The organism is Achromobacter sp. GD03932 (genome assembly GCF_029839485.1).
Lineage (GTDB): Bacteria > Pseudomonadota > Gammaproteobacteria > Burkholderiales > Burkholderiaceae_B > Achromobacter > Achromobacter bronchisepticus_A.
On record NZ_JAOCAT010000041.1, the window covers coordinates 1 to 25252 of the forward strand.

General features: G+C 67.0%; 20 protein-coding genes. 6 read left to right on the plus strand and 14 right to left on the minus strand.

Annotation, left to right across the window (positions count from 1 at the left end; genetic code table 11):
- Positions 1–118: 118 nt before the first annotated feature.
- The 4 genes from N5C88_RS27985 to N5C88_RS28000 are packed head-to-tail and all read right to left on the minus strand — an operon-like array spanning position 119 to position 5199.
- Entirely contained in the window at positions 119–1306 is a 1188-nt protein-coding gene (locus N5C88_RS27985; protein ID WP_280016652.1) for an acyl-CoA dehydrogenase family protein, read from the minus strand.
- A 4-nt stretch (positions 1307–1310) separates the two neighbouring features.
- Complete coding sequence (locus tag N5C88_RS27990) at positions 1311–2279, minus strand: tripartite tricarboxylate transporter substrate binding protein (protein WP_280016653.1); 969 nt, start codon at positions 2277–2279, stop codon at positions 1311–1313.
- A gap of 29 nt (positions 2280–2308) precedes the next feature.
- Positions 2309–4399 carry an acetate--CoA ligase family protein gene (locus tag N5C88_RS27995; protein WP_280016654.1) on the minus strand — a complete coding sequence of 697 codons (2091 nt, stop codon included), beginning with the start codon at positions 4397–4399 and terminating at the stop codon, positions 2309–2311.
- Positions 4396–5199, minus strand: coding sequence for an enoyl-CoA hydratase (locus tag N5C88_RS28000; RefSeq protein ID WP_118932534.1), 804 nt, complete (start codon positions 5197–5199; stop codon positions 4396–4398). The genes N5C88_RS27995 and N5C88_RS28000 overlap by 4 nt, the downstream gene beginning before the upstream one ends.
- A gap of 148 nt (positions 5200–5347) precedes the next feature.
- On the opposite strand from N5C88_RS28000, the gene N5C88_RS28005 reads away from it, so the two are divergent.
- Complete coding sequence (locus N5C88_RS28005) at positions 5348–6082, plus strand: IclR family transcriptional regulator (protein WP_223283363.1); 735 nt, start codon at positions 5348–5350, stop codon at positions 6080–6082.
- 63 nt (positions 6083–6145) lie between these two features.
- On the opposite strand, the gene bktB is transcribed toward N5C88_RS28005, so the two are convergent.
- Entirely contained in the window at positions 6146–7327 is a 1182-nt protein-coding gene (bktB, locus tag N5C88_RS28010) for a beta-ketothiolase BktB (RefSeq protein WP_054452951.1), read from the minus strand.
- A 155-nt stretch (positions 7328–7482) separates the two neighbouring features.
- Between bktB and N5C88_RS28015 the strand changes: the two genes are divergently transcribed.
- Together N5C88_RS28015 and N5C88_RS28020 are read left to right on the plus strand one after the other, a co-directional pair.
- Entirely contained in the window at positions 7483–8388 is a 906-nt protein-coding gene (locus N5C88_RS28015) for a LysR family transcriptional regulator (protein ID WP_059372321.1), read from the plus strand.
- A gap of 81 nt (positions 8389–8469) precedes the next feature.
- Positions 8470–8910: a CBS domain-containing protein gene (locus N5C88_RS28020; RefSeq protein ID WP_059372318.1), complete on the plus strand. Its 441-nt coding sequence runs from the start codon at positions 8470–8472 to the stop codon at positions 8908–8910.
- Positions 8911–8940: 30 nt separating this feature from the next.
- On the opposite strand, the gene N5C88_RS28025 is transcribed toward N5C88_RS28020, so the two are convergent.
- Positions 8941–9705, minus strand: a complete 765-nt coding sequence (locus N5C88_RS28025; protein ID WP_059372315.1) for a sulfite exporter TauE/SafE family protein — start codon at positions 9703–9705, stop codon at positions 8941–8943.
- Between the two features lie 284 nt (positions 9706–9989).
- Between N5C88_RS28025 and N5C88_RS28030 the strand changes: the two genes are divergently transcribed.
- The 3 genes from N5C88_RS28030 (at position 9990) to N5C88_RS28040 (ending at position 15213) form a co-directional block, all read left to right on the plus strand.
- Positions 9990–11618: an FxLYD domain-containing protein gene (locus N5C88_RS28030; RefSeq protein WP_251882061.1), complete on the plus strand. Its 1629-nt coding sequence runs from the start codon at positions 9990–9992 to the stop codon at positions 11616–11618.
- 201 nt (positions 11619–11819) lie between these two features.
- A complete protein-coding gene (gene acnB / locus N5C88_RS28035) occupies positions 11820–14411 on the plus strand; it encodes a bifunctional aconitate hydratase 2/2-methylisocitrate dehydratase (RefSeq protein WP_118932535.1) in 2592 nt (863 codons plus the stop codon).
- A 202-nt stretch (positions 14412–14613) separates the two neighbouring features.
- Positions 14614–15213 carry a hypothetical protein gene (locus N5C88_RS28040; RefSeq protein WP_054452962.1) on the plus strand — a complete coding sequence of 200 codons (600 nt, stop codon included), beginning with the start codon at positions 14614–14616 and terminating at the stop codon, positions 15211–15213.
- A gap of 16 nt (positions 15214–15229) precedes the next feature.
- Here the strand turns inward: N5C88_RS28040 and N5C88_RS28045 are convergent, their stop codons facing one another.
- The 8 genes from N5C88_RS28045 to N5C88_RS28080 all read right to left on the minus strand — a co-directional run bounded on the left by N5C88_RS28045 (position 15230) and on the right by N5C88_RS28080 (position 25121).
- Positions 15230–17434 (minus strand): TonB-dependent receptor, encoded by a 2205-nt coding sequence (locus N5C88_RS28045; protein WP_280016655.1) that lies wholly within the window; start codon positions 17432–17434, stop codon positions 15230–15232.
- A gap of 252 nt (positions 17435–17686) precedes the next feature.
- The gene (locus N5C88_RS28050; RefSeq protein ID WP_280016656.1) at positions 17687–19195 is read right to left on the minus strand and encodes a M81 family metallopeptidase; all 1509 of its coding nucleotides are present in this window, start codon (positions 19193–19195) and stop codon (positions 17687–17689) included.
- The gene (locus N5C88_RS28055) at positions 19192–20475 is read right to left on the minus strand and encodes a Zn-dependent hydrolase (protein ID WP_280016657.1); all 1284 of its coding nucleotides are present in this window, start codon (positions 20473–20475) and stop codon (positions 19192–19194) included. Before N5C88_RS28055 ends, N5C88_RS28050 begins: the two co-directional genes overlap by 4 nt.
- 39 nt (positions 20476–20514) lie before the next feature.
- A complete protein-coding gene (locus N5C88_RS28060) occupies positions 20515–21213 on the minus strand; it encodes an ABC transporter ATP-binding protein (RefSeq protein ID WP_280016658.1) in 699 nt (232 codons plus the stop codon).
- On the minus strand, positions 21210–21989 hold the full coding sequence (locus tag N5C88_RS28065; protein ID WP_059372302.1) for an ABC transporter ATP-binding protein: 780 nt from the start codon (positions 21987–21989) through the stop codon (positions 21210–21212). The genes N5C88_RS28060 and N5C88_RS28065 overlap by 4 nt, the downstream gene beginning before the upstream one ends.
- Positions 21986–22975 (minus strand): branched-chain amino acid ABC transporter permease, encoded by a 990-nt coding sequence (locus N5C88_RS28070; protein WP_118932547.1) that lies wholly within the window; start codon positions 22973–22975, stop codon positions 21986–21988. Before N5C88_RS28070 ends, N5C88_RS28065 begins: the two co-directional genes overlap by 4 nt.
- Entirely contained in the window at positions 22975–23832 is an 858-nt protein-coding gene (locus tag N5C88_RS28075) for a branched-chain amino acid ABC transporter permease (protein ID WP_059372296.1), read from the minus strand. Before N5C88_RS28075 ends, N5C88_RS28070 begins: the two co-directional genes overlap by 1 nt.
- Positions 23833–23921: 89 nt before the next feature.
- The gene (locus N5C88_RS28080) at positions 23922–25121 is read right to left on the minus strand and encodes an ABC transporter substrate-binding protein (protein ID WP_059372294.1); all 1200 of its coding nucleotides are present in this window, start codon (positions 25119–25121) and stop codon (positions 23922–23924) included.
- Positions 25122–25252: the final 131 nt, after the last annotated feature.

Below are 25252 nucleotides of genomic sequence, written 5' to 3' on the forward strand. Positions count from 1 at the left end.
TCATAGGGTTTGCCGGCCGCGGCGCGGGCCGCGGCCGGCGGATGGCGGTCGGCCAGAAAACGCCGGGCCGCGTCATCCAGCATGCGCTGGTCTTCGGTCGGATGCAGATCCATGAGGTTCAAGCCTTGGGCAGGCCGAGCATCTGCTCGGCAATGATATTGCGCTGGATTTCGGAGGTGCCGGCCAATATGGTTTCGGCGCGCGACCACAGGTAGGCGTGCGTCAGTTCGGCGGCATGCGCGTCGCTCGCGTCGTCCGCCAGGCAGGCATCCTCGCCCAGCAGTTGCAGCGACAGTTCCAGCAGCCGCTGATGCGCCTCGCTCCAATGGATCTTGGTGGACGACCCCTCCGGCCCCGGCGGATCGCCGCGCATCGCGCCCGCCAGCGCGCGCTGCGACTTCAGCGCCAGCACGTGGCTGTCGGCCGCAAGCCGCGCCCACTGATGGCGCACCGCGGCCGAAGACGCCGGCACGTGGCCGTAGGCATCGGCGCGCAACGCCAGTTCGCGCACCTGGCGCAGTTCCTGCGCGAAGCGCACCAGCCGCGGGATGAAGTAGGTGCCGCGCTCGAAGCTGGCCGCGGCCATGGCGATCTTCCAGCCCTGGTTCGGCGCGCCCAAGAGGCAGTCTTCAGGCACGAACACATCCTCGAAGAACACCTCGCAGAATTCGGCCTCGCCCGTGATCTGCCGGATGGGCTCGACCCGCACGCCCGCGCTGCGCATGTCGACCAGCAGGAAGCTCAGCCCCTTGTGCTTGGGCGCCTGCGCATCGGTGCGCGCCAGCACGAAGCACCACTGCGCACGGTCGGCGAACGAGGTCCAGATCTTGTGGCCGTTCAAGCGATAGCCGCCCGGCGCAGCCTCCGCCCGCGTGCGCACCGCCGCCAGGTCGGAACCTGCGCCCGGTTCCGAATAACCCTGGCACCAGACCTCGCGGTTCGACAGGATGCCGGGCAGAAAGCGGCGCTTCTGCGCCTCGGTGCCGAAATGCAGCAGGGTCGGCGCCAGGATGCCGTGCCCGATCAGGTTCACGCCCAGCGGCGCGCCGCAGCGCGCGTGCTCTTCGTGGAACACCGCCTGCCGCGACAGCGGCAGGGCGCGCCCCCCGTGCTCCTTGGGCCAGCCCAAACCGGACCAGCCGTTGGCGCACAGGGTGTCTTCCCATGCCCGCCGGAAATCGAGGCTGCGCGGCTCGGCCCCGCCCGGCCAGTCCTTGACGAAACCGGCGTAGGCCACTGCCAGCCAGCCGCGCAGGTCCAGGCGGAACGCCTCGTCTTCCCGCGCGGCGCTTTCCAACTGCGTCATGCCATTACTCCAGGCGGATGTTCGAATCGCGCGCGACCTTGGCCCAGGTGGTCACGTCCTGGCGGATGAAAGCGGCGAAGGTCTTGGGGTCGCTGCCGATGATGTCCAGCCCCAGGCCCGTGAACTGCGCCTTGACGTCGGGCTGTTGCAGGATCTGCGCCAGGTTGCTGTAGATCTTGTCCACCACCGGCTGCGGCGTGCGCGCCGGCGCCACCAGGCCCAGCCAGGGCATGGCCGAATAGCCCGGCAGGCCCGAAGCCGCGACGGTCGGCAGGTCCGGCACCGAGGCCGAGGGCTGGGCGGTGGTCACGGCCAGCACGCGCAGCTTGCCGTCCTTCACAAAGGGCCCGGACGAGGCCCAGGCGTCGAACATGACCTGCAGGCGGCCCGCCACCAGATCGTTGAGCGCCGGCGCGCTGCCCTTGTACGGGATATGCGTCATCTGCACGCCCGCCATGCTGTTGAAGAGTTCGGCCTCCAGGTGGGTCGAACTGCCCGTTCCGACCGAGCCGTAGCTGACCTTGCCCGGATTCGCCTTCAGGTAGGCGATCAGCTCGCCCACGTTCTTGGCCGGCACCGAGGGATGGACTTCCAGCACGTGCACCACCGAGGCCACCTGGCTGATGGGCGCGAAGTCCTTGATCGGGTCGTAGTTCACCTTGGCGTAGATGCTGGGCGCGATGCCCAGCGACGACGCCGCCATCAGCAAGGTATAGCCGTCGGGCTCGGCGCGCGAGACGTAGTCGGACGCGATCATGGTGCCGCCGCCCGGCTTGTTTTCCACGATTACCGGCTGGCCCAGCTTGCCGCTGAGCTTTTCCGCCAGCAGGCGGCTCATGATGTCGGTCGCGCCGCCGGGCGAGAACGGCACCACGATGCGTATCGGGCGGTTGGGATAGCTGTCCTGGGCCATGGCCGGACCCGTGACGCCGATGCAAGCCAGCGCGACGCCGGCCAATATTTTCTTCATCATGCTTGTCTCCTCCTGGGATGGATTGCGCGCTAGGCGCTACGGGTTGCGGGCAGGATCAGCGCGTCCAGTACTGCAACGCCCTGTCCCGCCTCTCTGATCAGCAATGGATTGACTTCGATTTCCGCCACATGCGCGGGCGCGGCAAGCAAGGCATTGCCCACGGCCACGATGCTGTGGCACGCGGCCGCCACGTCGGCCCGGGGCTTGCCGCGATAACCGTCCAGCAACGCGTAGGCCTTGAGTTCCCGCAGCATTTGCAGCGCAATATCCTCGTCCACCGGCAACAGGCGGTGGCTGGTGTCCTGGTACAGCTCGGTCAGCACGCCGCCCAGCCCCACGGTCAGCACCGGGCCGAAGACAGGATCGCGCGTGGCGCCGACGATGATCTCGGCCACGCCGCGTTCCATCTTCTGCACCATCACGCCGTCGATGCGCGCGCCCGGCTGCGCCGCGGCCGCCGCCCGCGTCACCTCGCCGTACGCGCGGCGCACCGCGTCGGCGTCGGACAGGTTCAGCGCCACGCCTCCCGCCTCGGTCTTGTGCGCGATGTCGGCGCTCAGTACCTTCAAGGCCACCGGATATCCGGCCGCCCGCGCCTGCGCCACGGCGTCATCCGCGTTCGCGGCCACGTTGACCCGCGCTTGCGGCAGTCCGAAAGCAGCCACGTATCCGCGCGCATCCGCTTCATTGCAGGGCAAGGCCGGCACCGCTGGCGCGTCCAGTTGCGGCGCCGCCGCGATGCGCTTGACGCCGCGCGCCTCGCACCACAGCAGGTAAGGCGCCAGGGCCGCGACCGCGAGACCCAAGTCCTCGAACACGGCCACCTCGGCATCGCGCAAGGCTGCGCGGCTCTGGGCCAGGCCGGTGTCGATGGCGACGAACAGGCGCTGGTGCCGGCGCGACACGTCCGTCAGCGCGTCGGCCATGCGGTCCAGCATGTAGCCGGGCGCATAGACGACGACGGCGTCGATCGCATCGGTGGTGGCCAGCGCTTCCAGCACGGTGTGCACGAACGCGGGATCGTTGACCACGTTGCCGGTCACGTCCACCGGATTGCCGACCATGCCGTAGTCGGGAATCCCGCCGCGCAGCACCGCCTGCAGTTCCGGCGGCAGATCGGGCAGGTCCAGCCCCGCGCCGATGAACTTGTCCGCCAGGATCGCACCCAGCGCGCCCGACATGGTCAGCACCGCGACGCGCTTGCCCGCCATGCGGTGGCGCAGCGTGGCCAGGCTGGCCAGATGCGCCATCTGCGCGAAATCGGTGGCCTCGATCACATTCAATTGGCGGAAGGCCGCCCCGTACACGCGCCGGTCCCCGGCCAGCGCCGAGGTATGCGACTGCACCGCCTGCGCGCCCTTGTCCGTGGTGCCGGCCTTCAGCGCAATCAGCAGCTTGCCCTGGCGCTCCAGCTCGCGGCAGGCGCGCTTGAAGCGGTCGCCGTCGCGCAGCTGCTCGATATAGCCCAGCACGATTTCCGTCTGCGGATCCGCCGCCAGGTATTCCAGGTACTGCGAGAAATCCAGGCAGGCTTCGTTGCCGGTATTGATGAAATGCGAGAACGGCAGGTCCAGCCGGCGCGCGATCGCGTACACCGCCGCGCACACGTTGCCGCTCTGCGTCAGCAGGCTGACCTTGCCCGGCCCCGTCTGCGCCGGCGCGGTCTTGAAGACCGAGGCGAACGCCGTGTAGGCCTGCGTGTTCAGATTGGCGAAGCCCATGCAATTCGGACCGGCCACGGCCATGCCGCTTTCCGCCACGAATGCCTCCAGCTCGTCCTGCAGGCGCGCGCCCTCGCCGCCCGCTTCGGCAAATCCCGCCGCGTAGACGATGGCGGCGCGCACGCCCTTTGCGTGGCAACGGCGCAGCATGGGCGTGACGTCCGCCGCCGCGATGGCCAGCACCGCGAGGTCCACGGGCTCGGGCAGGGACTCGATGTCGGGCCAGCAGCGGCGGCCGAACACTTCCTGGTACTTGGGATTCACGGGATAGATGCCGCCCGCGTAGCCGAAGCGCGTCAGCAGGTCCAGCGGCATGCCGCCGATGCGTCCGGCGTCGGCGCTGGCGCCGATCATCGCGATGGAGCGCGGGTTGAGCAAAGGGTCCAGAGAGAGGGTCATGCGGCTTCACCCTTCTTGTTGCGCTGGATGGCCTGGGCCAAGCCGCGGTCGCGCACGGCCTGGAACTCTTCGCTCATGTGCGACAGCTGGTGCGTATCGAAATGCGCCGACAGGGCGGTGCGGAAACCCTGCGCGTCCGCGGTACGGTTCAACGAGCGCTTGATAAGACGCAGGCCGAAAGGCGGCGCCTGGGCGATGCGCTGCGCCAGCGCCAGGGTCGCGGCGTCCAGCTCGGACTCGGGCACCACGCGGTTCACCATGCCGATGCGCAGCGCTTCCTGCGCATCCACCTTTTCGCCGGTGTAGAGCATTTCCTTCGCCTTGCGCAGCCCCATGACCCAGGGATGGATCAAGACCTCGGTGGCGGCGGCCGCCAACGTGTGACCGACGGGATCGGAAAAGTACGCCGTGTCGGAACACACCACCAGATCGCACATGTTCGCAATCATGAAACCACCCGCCACGCAGGCGCCCTGCACTTGCGCCACCGTCGGCTTGGGAAAGTCCCAGATGCGCATGCAATAGCCGTAGTAGCGGCGCGACTCGTAATCCCAGCGCTCCTCCACCGTGAAATCGGCGCGCTTGGCCTGGGCTTCCTTCAGGTCATGGCCCGCGGAAAAGTGCGCGCCGCGGCCGGCCAGCACCACGACCCGCACCGAGTCGTCCTGTTCGGCGCGCGTCAACGCGTCATCCAGCTCGTCCAGCATTTGCTGGCTTTGGGCATTGCGCGCGGATTCGCGCGCCAGGCTGATGCGGCATACCGAGTCGTGCCGCTCGACGGCCAGGGTGGCGTATTCCATGGTCTCCTCATCCTTGTTCTGCCGCGCCTTGAGAGGCGGCGCGGTCGACTGGATTGAATTAACGCACCTTGAATCCTAAAATACAAAATATTCGATCACTATTTCCCATATTATGAACAACAGCGGTTCTACAGGCGGTACCCAGAGCATGCGGCGCGCCCTGGGCCTGCTGCGCGTACTGGCGCAGCACCAGGAAGACGGCATAGACCTGCAGGGCGTCATGGCCGAGGCCGGGCTGGAACGCTCCACCGCGCACCGCCTGCTCAGCTGCCTGCTGGAAGAACAATTCGCCGAGCGCGACGCCAAGACCCGGCGCTACCGCCTGGGCGTGGATTCCATGCAATTGGGATTCGCGGCGCTGCGGCGCACGCCGCTCCTGGACGCGTTGCGTCCGTTCGCGCAAAAGCTCGCGCGCCTGTCGGGCGACACGGTGTTCCTGGTGATACGCCAGGGCGACTACGCCCTGTGCCTGCTGCGCGAGGCTGGCTCATTCCCCGTCAAGGTATTCACCATCGACCAGGGGGAGCGGCGTCTTTTGGGCGTGGGCGCGGGCGGCCTGGCGCTGATGGCCGCCCTGTCCGACGAGGAAATCGCCGCGCTGTACGCGCGGCACTCCGCCGCCTACGCGCAGATCGGCGCATCCAGCGCCGGCTTGATGAAATCGGTCAGGCAGGCGCGCGCAGCGGGCTATTCGGAAATCGTGGACACCATCACGCCCGGCGTGTCGGGCGTGGGCGTGGCATTCCGGGTGTCGGAACTGACCTGGGTGGCATTCAGCTTCGGCGCGATCAGCAGCCGGCTGGACGCGCCGCGGCGGGCGCAGATGGGCGCGCTGCTGCGCGCCGAGTGCCAGGCGTGGGCCCAGGATTACCTGGAAAAATAAAGCCCCCTCGCGCAGCGAGGGGGCTGACTAGCGACTGGGCGCCCCAAGGCGCCCCCTGCCGCTTCAGATCCGTTCGAAGATGGCGGCAATGCCCTGGCCGCCGCCGATGCACATGGTGACCAGCGCATAGCGCCCGCCCACGCGCTGCAGTTCGTGCAGCGCCTTGACGGTGATGATCGCGCCGGTGGCGCCGATGGGGTGGCCCAGGCCGATGCCGCTGCCGTTGGGGTTCACCTTGGCCGGATCCAGCTTCAGCTCGCGCGACACGGCGCAGGCTTGCGCCGCGAACGCTTCGTTGGCTTCGATCACGTCCAGCTGGTCCACCGTCAGGCCGGCGCGCTTGAGCGCGGCCTGCGTGGCCGGCACCGGACCGATGCCCATGATGTTGGGGTCCACGCCCGCGTGGGCGTAGGCCACCAGGCGCGCCAGCGGCTTGACGCCGCGCTTGGCCGCGACCGAGGCGTTCATCAGCACCACGGCGCCCGCGCCGTCGTTCAGGCCCGAGGCGTTGCCCGCCGTGACCGTGCCGTTTTCCTTCTGGAACACCGGCTTCAAGCCCGCGAGGTTTTCTGCCGTAACGTCGCGGCGCACGTGTTCGTCAGTGTCGAACACCACTTCGCCCTTGCGCGACTTCATCACCACCGGCACGATCTGGTCGCGGAAGTAGCCCGCGTCGATGGCGGCCGCGGCGCGGCGATGCGATTCCGCCGCCACGGCGTCCTGGTCCTGGCGGCTGATGCCGAACTTGGCCGCCACGTTCTCGGCGGTGACGCCCATGTGCATGCGGCCGAACGGATCCGACAGCGCGCCGGTCATCATGTCCAGCATGACGCTGTCGCCCATGCGCGCGCCCCAGCGCTGCGCCGGCGCGATGTAGGGTGCGCGGCTCATGCTTTCAGCGCCTGCGCCGATGGCGATTTCGGCGTCACCCAGCATGATGGTCTGCGCGGCGGACACGATGGCCTGCAGGCCCGAACCGCAAAGGCGGTTGACGTTGAAAGCGGGGGTTTCCTTGGCGATGCCGGCGTTCATGGCCGCCACGCGCGACAGGTACATGTCGCGCGGCTCGGTGTTGATAACGTGGCCCACGGCGACGTGGCCGACCTCGTCGCCCTTGACGGCGGCGCGTTCCAGCGCGGCCTTGATGACGGTGGCGCCCAGGTCGCAGGGCGGCACGTCTTTCAGCGCGCCCCCGAAATCGCCGATGGCGGTACGGACTGCGGAAGCGACGATGACTTCATTCATGGTGTTTCCTCCTTGTAATGCGTTCCATCATACCGCCGCCGTCTTGTGCCCGGGGCATGCGCGGCCTGAACGCCCGATACCGAAGGGATAGCACCAATACCCCCATTGATACGAACTTCATATCATCCATGCCCAACGCCATCCGGAGCGCCCCCATGGATTTCCGTCATCTGCAGCAGTTCCTGGTCCTGGCCGAAACGCTGAATTTCCACCGCGCGGCCGAAAAACTGCACATGTCGCAGCCGCCCCTGTCCGTCTCGATACGCAAGCTCGAAGAGATGGTGGGCGTGCCGCTGTTCCTGCGCGGCCGCCAGGGCGTGAAACTCACCGAGGCGGGCCTGGCCGCGCTGGACGAGGCGCGCCGCGCCCTGTTCCACGCCGAGCAGTTCCGGCAGGCGGCGCGCGCCGGCGCCGCGGGCGAAGGCGGCACCGTGCGCATCGGTTTCGTGGGGTCGGCCACGCACGGCGTGCTGCCGCGCATTCTGCCGCAGTACCGGCAACGCTATCCCGGCGTCACCGTGGTGCTGCGCGAAGCCACTTCCATACGCATCATGCAGGAACTCGAAGAAGACACGCTGGAGATCGGCATCGTGCGCGTGCCGGTGGCGATGGGATCGAACGTGCGGCTCGCGCCGCTGACGACCGAGAACTTCGCGCTGGCCGTGCCCAAGACGCATCCGCTGGCGCGGCGCGGCCGCATCCGCCTGGCGGACCTGGCCGACGAAGCCTTCATCATGTACACCGCCACCGAGGCTGCCGGCCTGCGCATGGCCGCCATCAACGCCTGCCAGCTGCGCGGCTTCACACCCCGCATCACGCAGGAAGCGGTGCAGGTACAGACGCTGCTCAGCCTGGTGGAAAGCGGCCTGGGCGTGGCCCTGGTGCCCGCGGGCGGGCGGCGCCTGCCCGGCACCAACGTCGTCTACAAGACGCTGGCCGATTTTCCCGCGGATGCAACGATCGGCATTTCGATGGCATGGAACCCCGCGACCGAACGCAGCGCCACGCGCAACCTGCGCGAAATGGCCAGCCAGGCGTTCCGGGACAAGAATGCGAAATAAGCGCGCCGCTTGCGGCAACACGGCCGCCAGGCTTAGGATGGAGCATGGGTTTTATCCTCACCAGCGATCCGGGAGCGCATCGTGAAGACAGTTGCTGAGATACTCAGGGAAAAAGCCAATCATTCCGTCGTGACGGTTTCACCAGACGCGTCGGTTTTCGAAGCCGTCAAAATCATGGCGGAACGCAGCATCGGCGCCGTGGTGGTGGTCCAGGGCGACGCGGTGCTGGGCATGCTGACCGAGCGCGACTACGCCCGCAAGATCGTGCTGCAGGACCGCTCCTCGCGCACCACGAAAGTGCGCGACATCATGACCGATTCCGTCTATTACGTCAGCCGCGCGGACACGCGCGAACACTGCATGGCAATGATGACGGAGCGCCACTTCCGTCATCTGCCTGTCATCGAGGACGGCAAGCTGGTCGGCCTGCTTTCCATCGGCGACCTGGTCAAGGACGTGATGAGCGAACAGAAGTTCATCATCCACGAGCTCGAACGCTACATCACCGGCGAACGCGGCTGACGCCGCGCGGTCCAAGCGACGGACTCGCGGCTAGCCCGCCGCGAGCGCCTTGAAGGCCGGCACGATCAAGCCCATGCCGGCCGCCAGCAACAGCACGAACACCATGCGCTTGACGGTCTTCATCGAGCCGGCCGTGCTGTAACGGCGCGCCACCCAGGTGACGCCGATCACAATCGGCAAGGCCAGCAGGCTCAACCAGAACGACGAGGCCATGAAGGCCCCCTGCCCGGTCACGAGCGCCAGGCGCACGATCGCATTGAGCGAAAACAGAATCAGCAGGCTGTTGCGGATGGCGGCCAGCGGCAGGGGCTGGCGGTACAGGTGATAGACCATGGGCGGCCCCGCGCTGGAAAACAGTCCGCCGAGCACGCCCGAAATCGCGCCGAAGAACACGAACGAACCGCGCGAGGACACATGCGACAGCGGCTGCGCGCGGGCGATCAGCAGCACCGCGCAGCCCAGGATGGTGCAGCCCAACAGCAATTGCAGCAGCACGCCCATGGAGCCGCTGATCCAGGCCAGCGCGGCCACCCCCGCCCCCACGCCGACCAGGCTGCTGGCCATCGCGGGCCGCATCAGCGACCAGTTCACCTGCGGCTTGGCGCGCGCCAGCGTCACGGCCGCGTTCACCAGCGACAGCACGCTGACCACGTTGGCCACTTCGGATACGGAAGCCAGCTGGAACACGCCCGACAGGCCCAACAGCACCAGCCCGAAGGCGAAGCCCGTCATGGTCTGCGCATAGGTGGCGAGCGCCACGCAGGCGAGAAACAGCAAATATTGGGAAATGCTCATGCTAATGGGAGAGCCTGACCTGCCTCGGCTCTGCCCGGGGCGGCGCGTTGCGCGGCGCGGGAGCGGATCGACGGGGAACAGCGTTAGGGGTTTCGGATCGGTTTTTTCCGCCGGCGATCATAGCACCGGGACGCTCGGCCACACACTTTGTCACAACTGGATGCGCTCGTGCACCATGACTGGCGCGCCCTGCCGCTATCCTTGCCGCCCTGTAAATCCCTTGCGCCTTGCTCCCGCCGCGCCGTCCGCCGCGCCGTCTGGATACGGCGCGCACGGCTGCGAGAATGACGCCCAAACAGACCACGATCAACACGGTGACGCTGACCTGCTCGACCTGCGGCAGCGCCCAATTCACCAAGCTGGACACCAACGAATACCGCTGCAGCCATTGCCATGCGGTCACGCTGGTCGAAGACAACGTCGCCCAGCGGCTGGAGAAGATCCTGCGCGGGATGCAGCAGCCGGCTCCCAAGCCGCAGCTCGGTCCGCGCGCCATCGCGGCGATCGCGGTCGCCGTCGCCGCCGTGTTCGTGGTCCCGCTGGTTGCCTCCATGCTCGGTTCCAAGCCGACCATCACGCGGCAGCCGCCGGCGCCGCCTCCCATCGACGCGTCGCTGGTCAAGCTGACGGACGTGCAGGAGATCCGGGTCCGCGACCGCACGCAGCTGGTCATGATCATGCGCAACGAGACCGGCAAGAAGATCGACGTGCCGCGCGTCACGGCCTCATTCTTCCAGGGCGACCTGTCGCTGCCGTCGAACTCCGGCTCGGCGCCGGCGCGTTCGCTGCAGCCGGGCGAGTACACGCCCGTCATCATCTCCACCCCCAGCCAGGCCTATAGCCGCTATACGCTGCAGGTCTCGCAGCCGACGCTGGCGCGGGACAAGAACAACGACGTGGCCGCCAGCAAGATACAGCTGGTGCGCAACGACGGCACATATCGCCTGGTCGGTCTCTTGAAGAACAACGGCGCCACCGCCGCCAACAGCAGCCAGATCACGGTGATGCTGTACGGCGAGGATGGCAAGCTGATCGGCACCGGCAATGGCTACGGCGCCGCCAGCCCGCTGGCACCAAACGCGCTGACCTCCTTCGACGTGCGCTGCGAGATGCTGGCCGAGGGCCGGGTCGCCTCCTACGATTACATGGTGCAAAGCGAAAGCCACGCCACCTCGCCAGGCGCGTCCAAGGAGGAAGCGCTCCCCAGCCGCATCGTGCGCGTCAGCCCGGCCGACGCTCGAATCATCGAACACGTGCGCCTGACCACCGAGGAGCTGCTGGATCCGGACTTCGCCCTGTTCGACGCCAGCGCGCTCAAGCTGTCCGCGCCGCGCCGCCTGCTCGACGAGATCGAGCGTCCGGTCCTGTATGCCGAACTGGTCAACACCAGCGACCAGTTCGTCGCCCTGTCGCCCAAGGCCAACATCGCGGTGTTCGATGGTTCCAACCGGCTGGACCTGCGCCAGGCCTGGAGCCTGCCGGCGCGCCTGTACCCCGGCGAACGCGTGCCGGTGGCACTGACCGGCCGCGTCGACCGCTACACCGAGGTCAAGACCGACTGGCTGCCCGCCAAGCGCGCCGCGCTGCCCGGCCCCCGCCCCAAGCTGGCGATCACGGTCGAGAACACCGAGGCCCAGGTCGGCACCGGCACCCTGAACTTCAGCTACCGCTTCCGCTACAAGTACGTGACCGTGCACGGCCGCGTGCGCAACGACAGCCAGGCCGAGGTCGAGAACGTCAAGGTCTGGATCAGCCTGTACGACGCCCAGGACAAGCTGACCGGCGCGGTTTTCCAGGAATTGCGGCTGCCCAGGCTCAAGCCGGAGGAAAGCGCGCCGTTCCAGGTCGACGTCAAGCAGTACGGCGGCAATTTCGCGCGGGTGGGCGTGGTGTACGACGCCGGGCCGCGCTAGGCCGCTCTGACGGAACGCTCCCGGCCGGCGCCGCCCGCCGGCCTTCCCGGCGCCGCCCCGGGCGCACCGGCCCGTCGCCCTTAAGCAACAGCTATGGACCCAAGTCTTATATAAGATATAAGACATTTGCTTGCGTCCCCCTGTTCCCTCTACAATTCGGCGAACAACCCTTCTTCCAACCCGACTTTGAGCAGGCCTCACATGCTGGATAATTACCGCCAACACGTTGCCGAACGCGCGGCTCTGGGGATCCCCCCGCTGCCCCTTACGGCCAAACAAACCGCTGAACTGATCGAACTGCTCAAGAACCCGCCCGCTGGCGAAGAGCAGAACCTGGTCGACCTGCTGACCCACCGCGTGCCGGCCGGCGTGGACGACGCCGCCAAGGTCAAGGCTTCGTACCTGGCCGCCGTGGCCCTGGGCAAGGAAGCTTGTGCGCTGATCAGCCGCGCCAAGGCGACTGAACTGCTCGGCACGATGCTGGGCGGCTACAACATTGGCCCGCTGGTCGACCTGCTGGACGACGCTGAAATCGGCACCATCGCCGCCGATGCGCTGAAGAAGACCCTGCTGATGTTCGACGCCTTCCACGACGTGAAGGAAAAGGCGGACAAGGGCAACGCCAACGCCAAGTCCGTGATGCAGAGCTGGGCCGACGCCGAATGGTTCACCAGCCGTCCGGAACTGCCGCAAAGCCTGACCATCACCGTCTTCAAGGTGCCCGGCGAAACCAACACCGACGACCTGTCGCCGGCTCCCGACGCCACCACCCGCCCCGACATCCCGATGCACGCCCTGGCGATGCTGAAGAACAAGCGCGACGGCGCCGCGTTCGAACCGGAAGAAGACGGCAAGCGCGGCCCGGTCAAGTTCATCGAATCCCTGAAGGAAAAGGGCCACCTGGTCGCCTACGTCGGCGACGTGGTCGGCACGGGTTCGTCGCGCAAGTCGGCCACCAACTCGGTGCTGTGGTTCACCGGCGAAGACATCCCCTTCGTGCCGAACAAGCGTTTCGGCGGCGTGTGCCTGGGCAACAAGATCGCCCCGATCTTCTACAACACCATGGAAGACGCCGGCGCCCTGCCGATCGAACTCGACGTTTCCAAGATGGAAATGGGCGATGTGGTCGAACTGCGCCCCTATGAAGGCAAGGCATTGAAGAACGGCGAAGTCATCGCCGAATTCGAAGTGAAGTCCGACGTGCTGTTCGACGAAGTGCGCGCCGGCGGCCGCATTCCGCTGATCATCGGCCGCGGCCTGACCGCCAAGGCGCGCGAAGCGCTGGGCCTGCCGGCCTCGACGCTGTTCCGCCTGCCCAAGGACCCGGCCGACACCGGCAAGGGTTACACGCTGGCCCAGAAGATGGTCGGCCGCGCCTGCGGCCTGGCCGAAGGCAAGGGCATCCGCCCGGGCACCTACTGCGAACCGAAGATGACCTCGGTCGGCAGCCAGGACACCACCGGCCCCATGACCCGCGACGAGCTGAAGGACCTGGCCTGCCTGGGCTTCTCGGCCGACCTGGTGATGCAGTCGTTCTGCCACACCGCCGCCTACCCGAAGCCCGTGGACGTCAAGACGCACCACACGCTGCCTGAATTCATCAGCACCCGCGGCGGCGTGTCGCTGCGTCCGGGCGACGGCGTGATCCACTCCTGGCTGAACCGCATGCTGCTGCCCGACACCGTCGGCACCGGCGGCGACTCGCACACCCGCTTCCCCATCGGCATCTCGTTCCCGGCCGGCTCGGGCCTGGTCGCCTTTGCCGCCGCCACCGGCGTGATGCCGCTGGACATGCCGGAATCGGTGCTGGTCCGCTTCAAGGGCAAGCTGCAACCCGGCGTGACCCTGCGCGACCTGGTCAACGCGATCCCGCTGTACGCCATCAAGCAAGGCCTGCTGACGGTGGCCAAGCAAGGCAAGAAGAACATCTTCTCCGGCCGCATCCTGGAAATCGAAGGCCTGCCCGACCTGAAGGTCGAACAAGCCTTTGAACTGTCGGACGCTTCCGCCGAACGTTCGGCCGCCGGCTGCTCGGTGCGCCTGAACAAGGAACCGATCATCGAGTACATCAACAGCAACATCGTGATGCTGAAGTGGATGATCGCCAACGGCTACGAAGACGAGCGCACGCTGGGCCGCCGCATCAAGGCCATGGAAGCCTGGCTGGCCGACCCCAAGCTGCTGGAGCCGGACGCCGACGCCGAATACGCCGCCGTGATCGAGATCGACCTGGCCGACGTGCACGAACCCATCGTGGCCTGCCCGAACGACCCCGACGACGTGAAGACGCTGTCGGAAGTCGCCGGCGCCAAGATCGACGAAGTGTTCATCGGCAGCTGCATGACCAACATCGGCCACTTCCGCGCAGCCTCCAAGCTGCTGGAAGGCAAGCGCGACATCCCGGTCAAGCTGTGGGTCGCTCCCCCGACCAAGATGGACGCCACCCAGCTGACCGAGGAAGGCCACTACGGCGTGTTCGGCACCGCCGGCGCCCGTACGGAAATGCCGGGCTGCTCGCTGTGCATGGGCAACCAGGCGCAGGTGCGCGAAGGCGCGACCGTCATGTCGACCAGCACCCGCAACTTCCCCAACCGCCTGGGCAAGAACACCAACGTGTACCTGGGTTCGGCCGAACTGGCCGCCATCTGCTCGAAGCTGGGCCGCATCCCGACCAAGGACGAGTACATGGCCGACATGGGCGTCATCAACAAGAGCGGCGACCAGATCTACCAGTACCTGAACTTCGACAAGATCGCGGACTACAAGGACGTGGCTGACGTCATCGAAGTCTAAGCATCGGGCACAGCAGCCTGGCTGCATCGCCTGCAAGACGGCCCCGGAGCAATCCGGGGCCGTTTTTCTTTGCCTGGCGCATGCGGCACAGGTCTGAAAATTTCAGGGACGGAACTTTTTCTGCGATACGTTTTCATACAATCGCGGTAACTTGTGACATCCGCCCCCCACCCCTGCCCCGATCTCCGGAGGAAGACCGCCAATGACCCGGCTTTTGCTGCCGCCGCTGCTATTGCTGGCGCTCGCCGGCTGCGCCACCGCGCCGCCCTCGAATCCCGAGAACATCTGCGCCATCTTTCGCGAAAAGCCGGACTGGCACGATGCCGCCTTGAAGGTGCAGAAGAAATGGGGTGCGCCCGTGCCGGTGCCCATGGCCATGATGTACCAGGAATCGTCCTTCAAGCATGACGCGGTGCCGCCGCGCTACTACTTCCTGGGCTTCATCCCCTGGGGCCGCGTCAGTTCCGCCTACGGCTACGCCCAGGTCAAGGACGAGACCTGGGACGATTACAAGAAAGATGCGGGAGGCTGGGGTTCCAGCCGCGACGACTTCGCCGACGCGCTGGATTTCATGGGCTGGTACATGAACAAGACCCAGCGCATCAACGGCGTGTCCAAGTCCGACGCCTACGGCCAGTACCTGAACTACCACGAGGGCTGGACCGGCTACCGCAACCGCAGCTATGACCGCAAGGCCTGGCTCAAGACCGTATCGCAGAAGGTGCAGGCGCGGGCCCAGAAGTTCGCCGCGCAGTACAAGAGCTGCGAGAGCGATCTCACGCGCGGCGGCTGGTTCTGGTGAACGCCGCCGCCTGAACTCAGAAGTCCATGCTCGCGCTGAGCGAGAAGGTACGCGGTCCGCCCAGCACCAGATAGCCGTTGCCGGGATATCCGCCCACCGACGACCAGTAGTTGCGGTTGGCGATGTTGTCCACGCGGGCGCGCAGCGTCACGACGTGGCCGTCCACGTCCATCATGTAGCGCAGGCCCGCATCGAAGCGGGTCCAGCCCGGCACCTTGAGCGTGTTGGCGTCGTCCGCGTAGGACGCGCCGGTATAGACCACGCGGCCGTCCACCGCCAGGCCCGGCACGCCGGGAATGTCCCATTCCACGCCCATGTTGGCCTGGAAGCGCGGCACGCCGATCACGCGGTTGCCGTCGATGGACGGGTTGCCGGTGGAGCGCTGCGTGGCATCCAGCCAGGTCAGGCCGCCCAAGAGGCGCACGCTCTTGATGGGTTCGCCGTACATCGTGAGTTCGACGCCCTGGTGGCGGTCCTTGCCCGAGGTCGTCAGCTCGTTGCTGGCGTTATACATGGCGCGCGGCTTGTCGGTGGAGAACAAGGCCAATCCTGCCCCCATGCCATCTCCCTCGTACTTCGCGCCGATTTCCTTCTGCTTGGAGACAAACGGCGGCAGGCTCTGGCCGGCGTTGGGCACCGGCTTGCCGCCGGCATTGGCCGGAGCGGTCGGCCCCGCGACCAGCGCCTCGATGTAGTTCGCGTACAGCGAAACGCTGGGCGCGACCTTGACGACCAGCCCCGCGGCGGGCGAATTGTGGCTGGCGTCGTACGCGCCGTTTTCCTTGCCGGTGTTGTACGCGTAGTCGCGTTGCGACAGCCGCTGATGGCGGATGCCGGCCGTGAGCAGCACCTTGTCGTCCAGGAACGACAACGTGTCGCCGATGGCGTAGCTGCTCAGGCGGGTGCGGCCTTGCAGCGCCGGATCGTCCAGGTCATTGCCGCGCAGCGCGGTGGCGCTGAATGGCGGCTTGTCATACGAAATCGGGTTGTAGATGTTGGTGGGATACGTGTTCTGCCAGTCCATCACATAGGCATTTTTCTTCTTCAGGTCGAAGAAGGATGCCGACACGACGAACTCGTGGCCCACCGGCCCCGTGCGCAGTTTGCCGCGCAGGCCCAGTTCGCCCGTGTTCACGCTGTCTTCGCGGGTATTGTCAAAGCGGTAGAAGGTGCCCGCGCCCGTGCTGCCGTTGGTCAGCGTGACGTTGCCCAGCGAATTTGCTTCGTCGCTGCGGCGCATGCCAAAGGCCGCATAGGCGGTCAGCTTGTCGCTGAAATCATGTTCGCCGCGCACGGTACCGAAAACATCGCGCTCGTTCGAGTACGACCAGGGCTGCGCATAGTTGGAGCTGGCGTCGGGCGCGTCCGGCACCTTGGTGACGCCGGCGCCCAGCGTCACGTTGGGCCGCGCGCGCTTGAGCTTGTTCTCCTGCCAGCCGATGTCGGCAGACAAGCGCGTATCGGCCGAACGCCAATCCAGGCCCAGCGATACCAGGCTGGTGCGCGAATGTTCATCGTCGATGCCGGTGTCGCCGCTGCGCTGCGCGGCGTTCAAGCGGATGCCGGTGCTATCGCCAGGGCCAAAGCGCCGGGCGATGTCGGTGGACAACTGGAACTGCCCGCCGCTGGACACTCCGGTGGTGACGCGGGTCAACGGTTCGTTCGGCGCGCGCTTGGGTACCAGGTTGATCACCCCGCCGATGCCGCCGCCGCCGGGAGCCGCGCCCGTCAGGAAGGTGGAGGCTCCACGCAGGACTTCCACGCGCTCGAACAGTTCGGTGGCGATGTACTGGCGCGGCAGCAGGCTGTAGAGGCCGTTATAGGCCACGTCGTCCGAACCCAGGATGAAGCCGCGGATGAAGTACGACTCCTGGAAGTTGCCGAAACCGCGCGCCACGCGCACGCCCGGGTCGTTCTGCAGCACGTCGCCCACGCTGCGGGCCTGACGGTCCTGGATCAGTTCATTGGTATAGCTGGTGATGCTGAACGGCGTGTCCATGATGTCTTGGGTGCCGAACAGGCCGATGCGGCCGCCGCGCGCAACCTGTCCGCCGGCGAAGGGCTCGGCCAGGCCGCCGGCCGAGGCATCGGCGCTGGCCTCGACCTTGATGGCGTCCATGGAAACGACGGAGCCGGCCTGATCGGACGCGGATTGGGCTTGGACAACGGGGAGATAGCACGGCAGCGCGGCGGCCATGCAGGCAAGAGTTCGGATTTTCATGTCGGGAAGTTCGCAGGCAGAGATCAAAATCCCGATGGGGTCACGCGCGCACTAAGAATTACGGATGCGTCTGGAATGTGCCGGAAGGCCGGGGCCTTGCCGGGCCGGCTGCACCAAAGGGGACTGGAATTACTGAGCGCCCCATTCTACGACAAACGGAATCATTCTCATTTATGTTACTTTTTGTTTGAGAGTGTCCGTTGCCCGGGCGCCACAGCTGCAGCGTGCGGCGCCCTCCTCTTTCCGGCGGGTTTATCGGCCGCCCGCGCGAGGATCGTAGTCCGCCGCCGCCATGGGTTCCAGCGGATACAGCGGCCGCGCGCGCCTGCGGAATTCGAACAGCGACCAGTCTGAGCTGGTCACGCCAGGGCTGTCGCATTCGACCAGCGCCTGGGAGATCGGCACGAACACCGGGCGGCAGTACATGCGCGACTTCACCAGCACGTAACGGGCGCGGGACGGATCCAGTCCCAGGCTCTGGAACACGCCCAGATCCCAGGGTTCGTGGGTCTGTTCGGTCAGCACCAGTTGCGCAGCGCCTATGTCCAGCACCGCGCTGCGGCCCATGCAGGCCAGTTGCCCGGTATAGGTGGGACCGGTGATCACGTACTCGCCATTGCTGAGCGCGCGCACGGTGCCGCGCAGCGTGACGGGCTGCGCCGCCCGGCCGATCTCGCCGATGGCGCGCTTGTTGCCCACCGGCAGCTCGACGGTGGCGCCGACGCCGGCGCGGGTCAGCTCGGCCACGGCTTCGGGGTCGCAAAACAGCCCGGCCTGAATCCCTTCCAATCCGGCATCCAGCGCAGCCATCAGCACGTCCAGGGTGTCGCAGGTACCGCCGCTCATGCAGTTGTCGCCATGGTCCAGCAGCAGCACCGGCTTGCTTGCGCCTTCGGCCAGGACCTTGGCGCGCGCCAGCGACTCGGCCAGCGGCTCGCTGTCGTAGAAGAAGCCGTCGCGCTGTTCCCAGATCAGGGCGGCGATCTCGCCCGCCACGCGCTCCGCCTCGGCGCGGTCGCCGTCGGCCACCACGACCACGCTGACGCAGGGATGCGGGATGTCGGCCAAACCGAAGCCCGCCAGCACCGATACGCCCAGCGTCCCCGCGGCCTCGGCCTGGCACGCCGCTGCGACGGCTGCGCGCATGGCGCCTTCGGCCGTGTTGCTGCGCAGGGAATGCGACACCAGCGGCAGACGCCGCCATGCCATGACCGGCTTGCACCCGCCGTCCATGCCCGCAAGCAGCAGCCTGCCGGCGTGCTCGCCGGTTTCGTACATGTCGATGTGGGGATAGGTCTTGAAGCTGACGATGACGTCGGCGTTGTCCATCATCTTCTGCGTGACGTTGCCGTGCAGGTCCAGCGCCACGGCTACCGGCACGTCCGGCGCGGCGGCGCGCAGCCGTTCGAGCAGGTCGCCCTCGCCGTCGTCGGTGGTCTCCACCGCCATGGCGCCATGCAGGTCCAGCAGGATGACGTCGCAGCCCCGGGCGGCGGCCACGATGCGGTCGCATAGCTCGGCATAGGCTTGGCCGTCGACGCGGCCGCTGGGATAGGCGGTGGCCGACACCGGCGTGACCAGCTCGGCGCCGCGCGCTTCGGCCAGGTCGATGAACGCCGACATCGCGGTGCGCTTGCCCTTGTTCTCCTCATAGGCCGCCGCATCGTAGGCGGGGCCGCCGTTGCCGAAGGCGGATAGCGGCGTCGGCACCGGCGAGAAGGTGTTGGTCTCGTGATTCAGCCTCGCGATCAGCGCCTTCATTGCGCGCCCCCATCAGAAAACTGGATATGCCCGCAACAGCGCAACATGGCATGCAGCAGCACATTGCAGCCCGCCTCCAGATGCTCGGGCTGCGCGTCCTCGATCTCGTTGTGGCTGATGCCGTCCTTGCACGGCACGAAGATCATGGCGGTGGGCGCCACCCGCGCCATGTAGACGGCGTCATGGCCCGCGCCGCTGATCACGTCCAGCGCATCCAGGCCCAGCGTGCGCGCGCCGTCGCGGATGGCCTGCACCAGCCGGGGCTCGAAGGGCTGCGGCGGGAAGTACACGACCTCCTTGCTGTCGACCTGGAAGCGGCCCGGCTCGGCCAGTTCCTCGCAGGCGCGCGCAAATGCCGCGGCCATGCTGTCCAGCGTGGCATCGTCGGCGGCGCGCAGGTCCACGGTAAGCGCCACGCGGCCCGGGATCACGTTGCGCGAGTTCGGGAAGCTGTCGATGCAGCCCACCGTGCCGCGGCCATGCGGCGCATGCTCCAGTGCAATCCGGTTGACCTCCAGCACCAGCCTGGACGCGGTCAGCAAGGCGTCGCGGCGCAGTTCCATCGGCGTGGGCCCGGCATGCGCCTCCTGGCCGGTGATGGCGACGTCGTACCAGCGCTGCCCCAGGGCGCCCTGCACCGAACCGATGGTGATGCCGCGGTCTTCCAGGATGGGGCCCTGCTCGATGTGCGCCTCGAAGTAGGCGCTGACATCGCCGGGCCGCGCCGGCTCCGGCCCGGCATAGCCGATGGCGCGCAGCGCTTCGTCCACGCTGACGCCGTCGCGGTCGCGCGCGGCCAGCGCGTGCTCCAGCGTGAACGCGCCGGCGTACACGCCGGAACCCATCATCACGGGCACGAAGCGCGAGCCTTCCTCATTGGTCCACACCACCACTTCCAGCGGCGCTTCGGTGGCGATGCCGCGCTCGTGCAGCGTGCGCAGGACCTCGATGCCTGCAAGCACCCCATAATTGCCGTCGAATTTTCCGCCGGTGGGCTGGGTGTCGATATGGCTGCCGGTCATCACGGCGGGCAAGTCATCGCGCAGGCCGGGGCGGCGCATGAAGATGTTGCCGATGGCGTCCACGCGCACGCTGCAGCCCAGCTCCCGGGCCCAGGCGCAGACCAGGTCGCGGCCCTGCCGGTCCAGTTCGCTCAGCGCCAGCCGGCACACCCCGCCCTTGTCGGTGGCGCCGATGCGGGCCAGCTCCATCAGCGAATTCCAGAGGCGGCTGCCGTCGATGCGGATGCCGCTGACGGCCTCCAGTGCGTTCATTTCCATGGTGTTTCCCTTGCTTCGGTTGCGCGGCGCGGGCGGTCCCTAGACGCCCACGCCCAGGTATCGGTCCTTCACGTTTTCGTCCGCCATGAAGTCTGCGTTGCTGCCTTCGTAGACGATGGATCCCTGCTCGATGATGAAATGGCGGTCGGCCAGCTGGGTGCAGACTTCCAGGTTCTGCTCCACCAGCAGGATGGTGACGCCGGCCTGCTTGATGGACTTGATCTGCGCCACGATCTCCTCGACGATCACCGGCGCCAGGCCTTCGACCGGCTCGTCCAGCATCAGCACGCGCGGATGGTTCATCAGCGCGCGCCCGATGGCCAGCATCTGCTGTTCGCCGCCGGACAACTGGCCGCCGCCGTTCTTGCGGCGCTCCTTCAGGCGGGGAAAGATGCGGTAGATGTCTTCCAGCTGCCAGGGCGAATCGCGGCGCATGCCCAGCTTGAGATTTTCCTCGACCGTCAGCAGCTTGAAGATGCCGCGGTGCTCGGGCACCAGGCAGACCCCCATGGACGCGATCCTGTGCGCCGGCAGCCCGGCGATGTCGCGCCCGCCGTAGCGCACCGAGCCCCCCTTGGGCGCGATCACGCCGGCGATGGTCTTGAGCGTGGTCGACTTGCCGGCGCCGTTGCGCCCCAGCAGCGTCACCACCTGGCCCTGCGGCAATTCGAGCGACACACCTTGCAGGATATGGCTCTTGCCGTAAAAGCTGTGTACGGCGTCGACATGCAGCATCATGCCCGGCCTCCCGTGATCATGTTGCCCAGGTACGCGGCGCGCACCCGCTCGTCGCTGCGGATCGCGGCAGGCGTGCCCTCGACCAGCACGCGGCCCTGCTGCATCACCGTGATCGTGTCGGAGATATCCATCACGATGTTCATGTTGTGCTCGATCAGCACCACCGTGTGATCGTCGCGCAGGCTGCGGATCAGGCGTTTCATCTCATCCAGGTCGTCCACCCCCATGCCGGAGGTGGGCTCGTCCAGGAAGATCGCGCGCGGCCTGGCGGCCAGCGCCATGCCCACTTCCAGCCGCCGCTGCTGGCCGTGCGACAGCGCGCCCGCCGCCACCTGGGCCAGCCGCGACAGGCCCAGGCGCTCCAGCGCCGCGTCGACAACCTCACGCTGCGCCCGCGGGCCCGTGGGCGGATGCCAGCAGTCGAAGGCGCCGGCGCGATGCGCGCCCTGAGCCGCCAGCCGCAGGTTTTCCCGCACCGACAGGTTGGCGAACAGGCTGGTGACCTGGAAGGAGCGCGCGATGCCGCGCTGCACCCGTTGATAATCGGCTTCCTGCGTCACGTCATGGCCGTCGAACACGATGCTGCCCTCGCTGGTGCGCAAGGTGCCTGTCAGCGTATGGAACAGCGTGGTCTTGCCGGCGCCGTTCGGGCCGATGACGGAATGCACCGTGCGCGGCTGCACCTGCAGATCCACCCCATGCAGGGCCACGAACTTGCCGAAGCGCTTGACGATGCCCCTGGCCTGCAGCAGCGGCGCGGAATGTTGCGGATTCATGCGCGTCCCTCCTTGGCGGCCGGCTCGGCGCCGGCAGGCTTGCGCCGCAGCGCCAGCCAGATGCGTTCTCCCAGCCCCCACAAGCCCTTCTGCATGAACAGGCTGACCGCGATCAGCAGAAAGCCCAGCAGCATCAGCCAGCGCGGCCACAAGGTGGAAAGCCAGTCCGCGAACAGCACGTAGAAGGCCGCCCCCAGCACGGAAGCGAACAGGTTGCCGGTGCCGCCGATGACCGTCATGACCAGGATCATCTCGCTACTGTGGTATTCGATGCTGGACAGCGGCGCGATGCCGGTCATCATTGCCAGGAAGGCGCCCGCCAACGCGGTCACGGCGCCCGAGATCGCGAAGGCCGACAACTTGAAGAGGCGCACGTTGTAGCCCACCGCCATGGCGCGCGCCTCGTTGTCGCGGATCGCCAGCAGCGTGCGGCCGAACACCGAGTTGGTCACGCGCAGCAGCAGCCAGAATATCGCCAGGAAGCACACCGCCACGAAGGCGTAGAACTGCCAGGGCGTCGCCAGCGGCATGAGCTGCAGGCCCGCCACCGACAGCGCCGGACGCGGCACGTCCAGCAGGCCATTGTCGCCCCCGGTCAGGTCAGGCAGGCTGTACGCCAGGAAATAGAACATCTGCGCGAAGGCCAGCGTCAGCATCACGAAGTAGGTGCCGCGCTGGCGTATCGCGAACCAGCCCACCAGCGTCGCGCCCAGCGCGCCCACCGCCATCGCCGCCAGCAACGCCAGCGGCATCGGCAGGCCGGTGCGCGTCAACAGGATGCCGACGGCATAGCTGCCCAGGCCGAAGAAGATGCCCTGGCCGAACGACAGCAGCCCGGTGAAGCCCAGCAGCAGATTGCAGCCCAGCACCGCCAACGCGTAGATCAGCACTTCCGTGGCCAGCGAGCCCGACTGCATGCACAGCGGCAACAGCAGCACCACCGCCAGCGCCAACAGCAATTGGGCATGAGATTTCAAGCGCGTCATCATCCTCTCCCCATCAGGCCGTGGGGACGCAGCAGCAGCACCGCCGCCATCGCCACATAGATCATCAGCCGCGCGCCTTCCGGCCACAGCGTGCTCATCACGCTCTGCACCACGCCGATCAAGAGGCCGCCGACCAGCGCGCCGAAGAAGCTGCCCATGCCGCCCACCACCACGATGACGAAGGCGATACCCAGAGCCTCGATGCCCATGAACGGCTCGACGCCGCGGATCGGCGCGGCCAGCACCCCGGCCAGCGCGGCGGTCGCCGCGCCCAGCGCGAACACCAGGCTGAACATGCGGAACACGTTGATGCCCAGCATGGACACCATCTCGGTGGATTCGCTGCCGGCCCGCACCGCGCTGCCCAGCCGCGTGCCTTCCAGCACGTACCAGAGCAGCAGCGAGAAGACGGCGGTGAAACCGATCACGAACAAGCGGTATTTGGGATAGATGAAGCTGCCCCACATGACCACGCCCTGCAGGGCCGAAGGCGCGGCGACGTTGTCGCCTATCGGCCCCCAGATCACGATGACCAGTTCCTGCAGGACCAGCGCCAGCCCGACGGTGATCAGGATATGGAATTCATGCGCCTGCGCGTAGACGTGGCGCAACAGCGCTTTCTCCAGGACCCAGGCGCCGGCGCCCACCAGCAGCGGCACGATGGCCAGCGCGAGCCAGAAATTCAGGCCCCACTGGATGGCCTGGAAACAGAAGTAGGCGCCCAGCAGATAGAACGCCCCGTGGGCGAAGTTCACGAAGCGCAACAGACCGAAGACGATGGACAGGCCGACTGCCAGAAGGAAGTACAGCATGCCTACCCCGATCCCATTGATGATCTGGAGGAGATAGACGTTCATGGGTATGCCCGATGGAGGTAACGGAAGGCCGCGGGGCGCGCGGCGGCCGCGGACGCAACGCGCCCACGGCCGCCCGCCTCAGGGGCGGGCTACAGCTTGCAGCCGGTTTCCGCGGGCGGCAGGAAGGAGCGGCCGCTATGCACGATCTCGGCGTAATCGTCCTTGTCCTTCATGTCCTTCTTGGCGCGGCCTTTGAGCAGGTAGTAATTCTTCAGGACCTGGTGGTCTTCCTTGCGGATTTCCTCCTTGCCCGTCAGGCCTTCGTAGGCCATGCCCTCCATGACGGCAATCACCTTGGCCGGGTCGGCGCTGCCGGCCTTGACAATGGCGTCCAGCATGATGCGGGTGCAGATGTAGGAGCCTGCCAGGCTGTAGTTGGGATTGGCGCGCGTCTTGTCGCGGGACAGCTGCACCAGTTCCTTGTTGAGCGGCGAGTCGATGCCGTGCCAGTACTGCGCGCCGAAGTACACGCCTTCGCACAGGTCGGCGCCCAGGCCCTCGAATTGCTCCAGGCCCGAAGCCCAGGCCACCAGGATGGTGCAGTTCTGCTTCATGCCGAAGCTGACGGCCTGGCGCAGCGTGTCCGAGGACTGCGAGCCGAAGTTCAGGATCAGCAGCACGTCCGGCTTGGCGGCCATGGCGTTGGTGAGATAGCCGCTGAACTCCTTCTCGGTCAGCGAGTGGTAGCTGTTGCCCACATGCTCGATGCCCTTTTCCTTGAAGATCGCCTTGGCCGCGCTGAGCAGGCCGTCGCCGAATACGTATTGCGGCGTGATGGTGTACCAGCGCTTGGCGTTGGGCAGCTTTTCAAGCAGGGGACGCACGGTCTGCTCGATGGCGCCGAAAGTGGGCACGGACCAGCGGAAGGTGGCCCGGTTGCAGTCCTTGCCCGTGATTTCGTCCGCGCCCGCCGTGGTGATGAAGACGCCGCCGGCGCGTTCCACTTCCTTGCCCATGGCCAGGGCTTCGGACGACAGGATGCCGCCGGCGAAGAATTTGACGCCCTTCTGTTGCGAGACTTCCTGGACCTTGCGCACCGCCGTGGCCGGCTTGCCCTCGGTGTCCAGCACGGTATAGGCCAGTGGCCGGTCGAGCGCGCGGCCATACTGCTCCAGCGCCAGTTTCATGCCCAGGTCGGCGTATTTGCCATTGGCGGCAAAGGCGCCCGACATGGGCACCGGACACCCGAACTGTATGGCGTCGGCTTGCGCCAGCGCGGACCGGGCGGTCCAGAGTGATCCAGGCACGGCGCCAAGCGCGGCCAATTTCAGCAGGTTGCGGCGATTCAAGATGGTTCTCCCTGGCTGCCGCTGGCGGTGCCGCGGCATATTGACGATGTCGAGCGCGCACCATGCGCGTCCCCATTCCGACTCTGTCTGCTCCAAGCTCCCGTGCCAGGGCTGCCGCCGCGTGGGCGTAC

Excerpts from the sequence above, each read along its gene's own strand:
- N5C88_RS27985 (WP_280016652.1), bottom strand. The coding sequence starts at position 1,306 with ATGACGCAGTTGGAAAGCGCCGCGCGGGAAGACGAGGCGTTCCGCCTG.
- N5C88_RS27990 (WP_280016653.1), bottom strand. The coding sequence starts at position 2,279 with ATGATGAAGAAAATATTGGCCGGCGTCGCGCTGGCTTGCATCGGCGTC.
- N5C88_RS27995 (WP_280016654.1), bottom strand. The coding sequence starts at position 4,399 with ATGACCCTCTCTCTGGACCCTTTGCTCAACCCGCGCTCCATCGCGATG.
- N5C88_RS28000 (WP_118932534.1), bottom strand. The coding sequence starts at position 5,199 with ATGGAATACGCCACCCTGGCCGTCGAGCGGCACGACTCGGTATGCCGC.
- N5C88_RS28005 (WP_223283363.1), top strand. The coding sequence starts at position 5,348 with ATGCGGCGCGCCCTGGGCCTGCTGCGCGTACTGGCGCAGCACCAGGAA.
- bktB (WP_054452951.1), bottom strand. The coding sequence starts at position 7,327 with ATGAATGAAGTCATCGTCGCTTCCGCAGTCCGTACCGCCATCGGCGAT.
- N5C88_RS28015 (WP_059372321.1), top strand. The coding sequence starts at position 7,483 with ATGGATTTCCGTCATCTGCAGCAGTTCCTGGTCCTGGCCGAAACGCTG.
- N5C88_RS28025 (WP_059372315.1), bottom strand. The coding sequence starts at position 9,705 with ATGAGCATTTCCCAATATTTGCTGTTTCTCGCCTGCGTGGCGCTCGCC.
- N5C88_RS28030 (WP_251882061.1), top strand. The coding sequence starts at position 9,990 with ATGACGCCCAAACAGACCACGATCAACACGGTGACGCTGACCTGCTCG.
- acnB (WP_118932535.1), top strand. The coding sequence starts at position 11,820 with ATGCTGGATAATTACCGCCAACACGTTGCCGAACGCGCGGCTCTGGGG.
- N5C88_RS28040 (WP_054452962.1), top strand. The coding sequence starts at position 14,614 with ATGACCCGGCTTTTGCTGCCGCCGCTGCTATTGCTGGCGCTCGCCGGC.
- N5C88_RS28045 (WP_280016655.1), bottom strand. The coding sequence starts at position 17,434 with ATGAAAATCCGAACTCTTGCCTGCATGGCCGCCGCGCTGCCGTGCTAT.
- N5C88_RS28050 (WP_280016656.1), bottom strand. The coding sequence starts at position 19,195 with ATGAAGGCGCTGATCGCGAGGCTGAATCACGAGACCAACACCTTCTCG.
- N5C88_RS28055 (WP_280016657.1), bottom strand. The coding sequence starts at position 20,475 with ATGGAAATGAACGCACTGGAGGCCGTCAGCGGCATCCGCATCGACGGC.
- N5C88_RS28060 (WP_280016658.1), bottom strand. The coding sequence starts at position 21,213 with ATGATGCTGCATGTCGACGCCGTACACAGCTTTTACGGCAAGAGCCAT.
- N5C88_RS28065 (WP_059372302.1), bottom strand. The coding sequence starts at position 21,989 with ATGAATCCGCAACATTCCGCGCCGCTGCTGCAGGCCAGGGGCATCGTC.
- N5C88_RS28070 (WP_118932547.1), bottom strand. The coding sequence starts at position 22,975 with ATGACGCGCTTGAAATCTCATGCCCAATTGCTGTTGGCGCTGGCGGTG.
- N5C88_RS28075 (WP_059372296.1), bottom strand. The coding sequence starts at position 23,832 with ATGAACGTCTATCTCCTCCAGATCATCAATGGGATCGGGGTAGGCATG.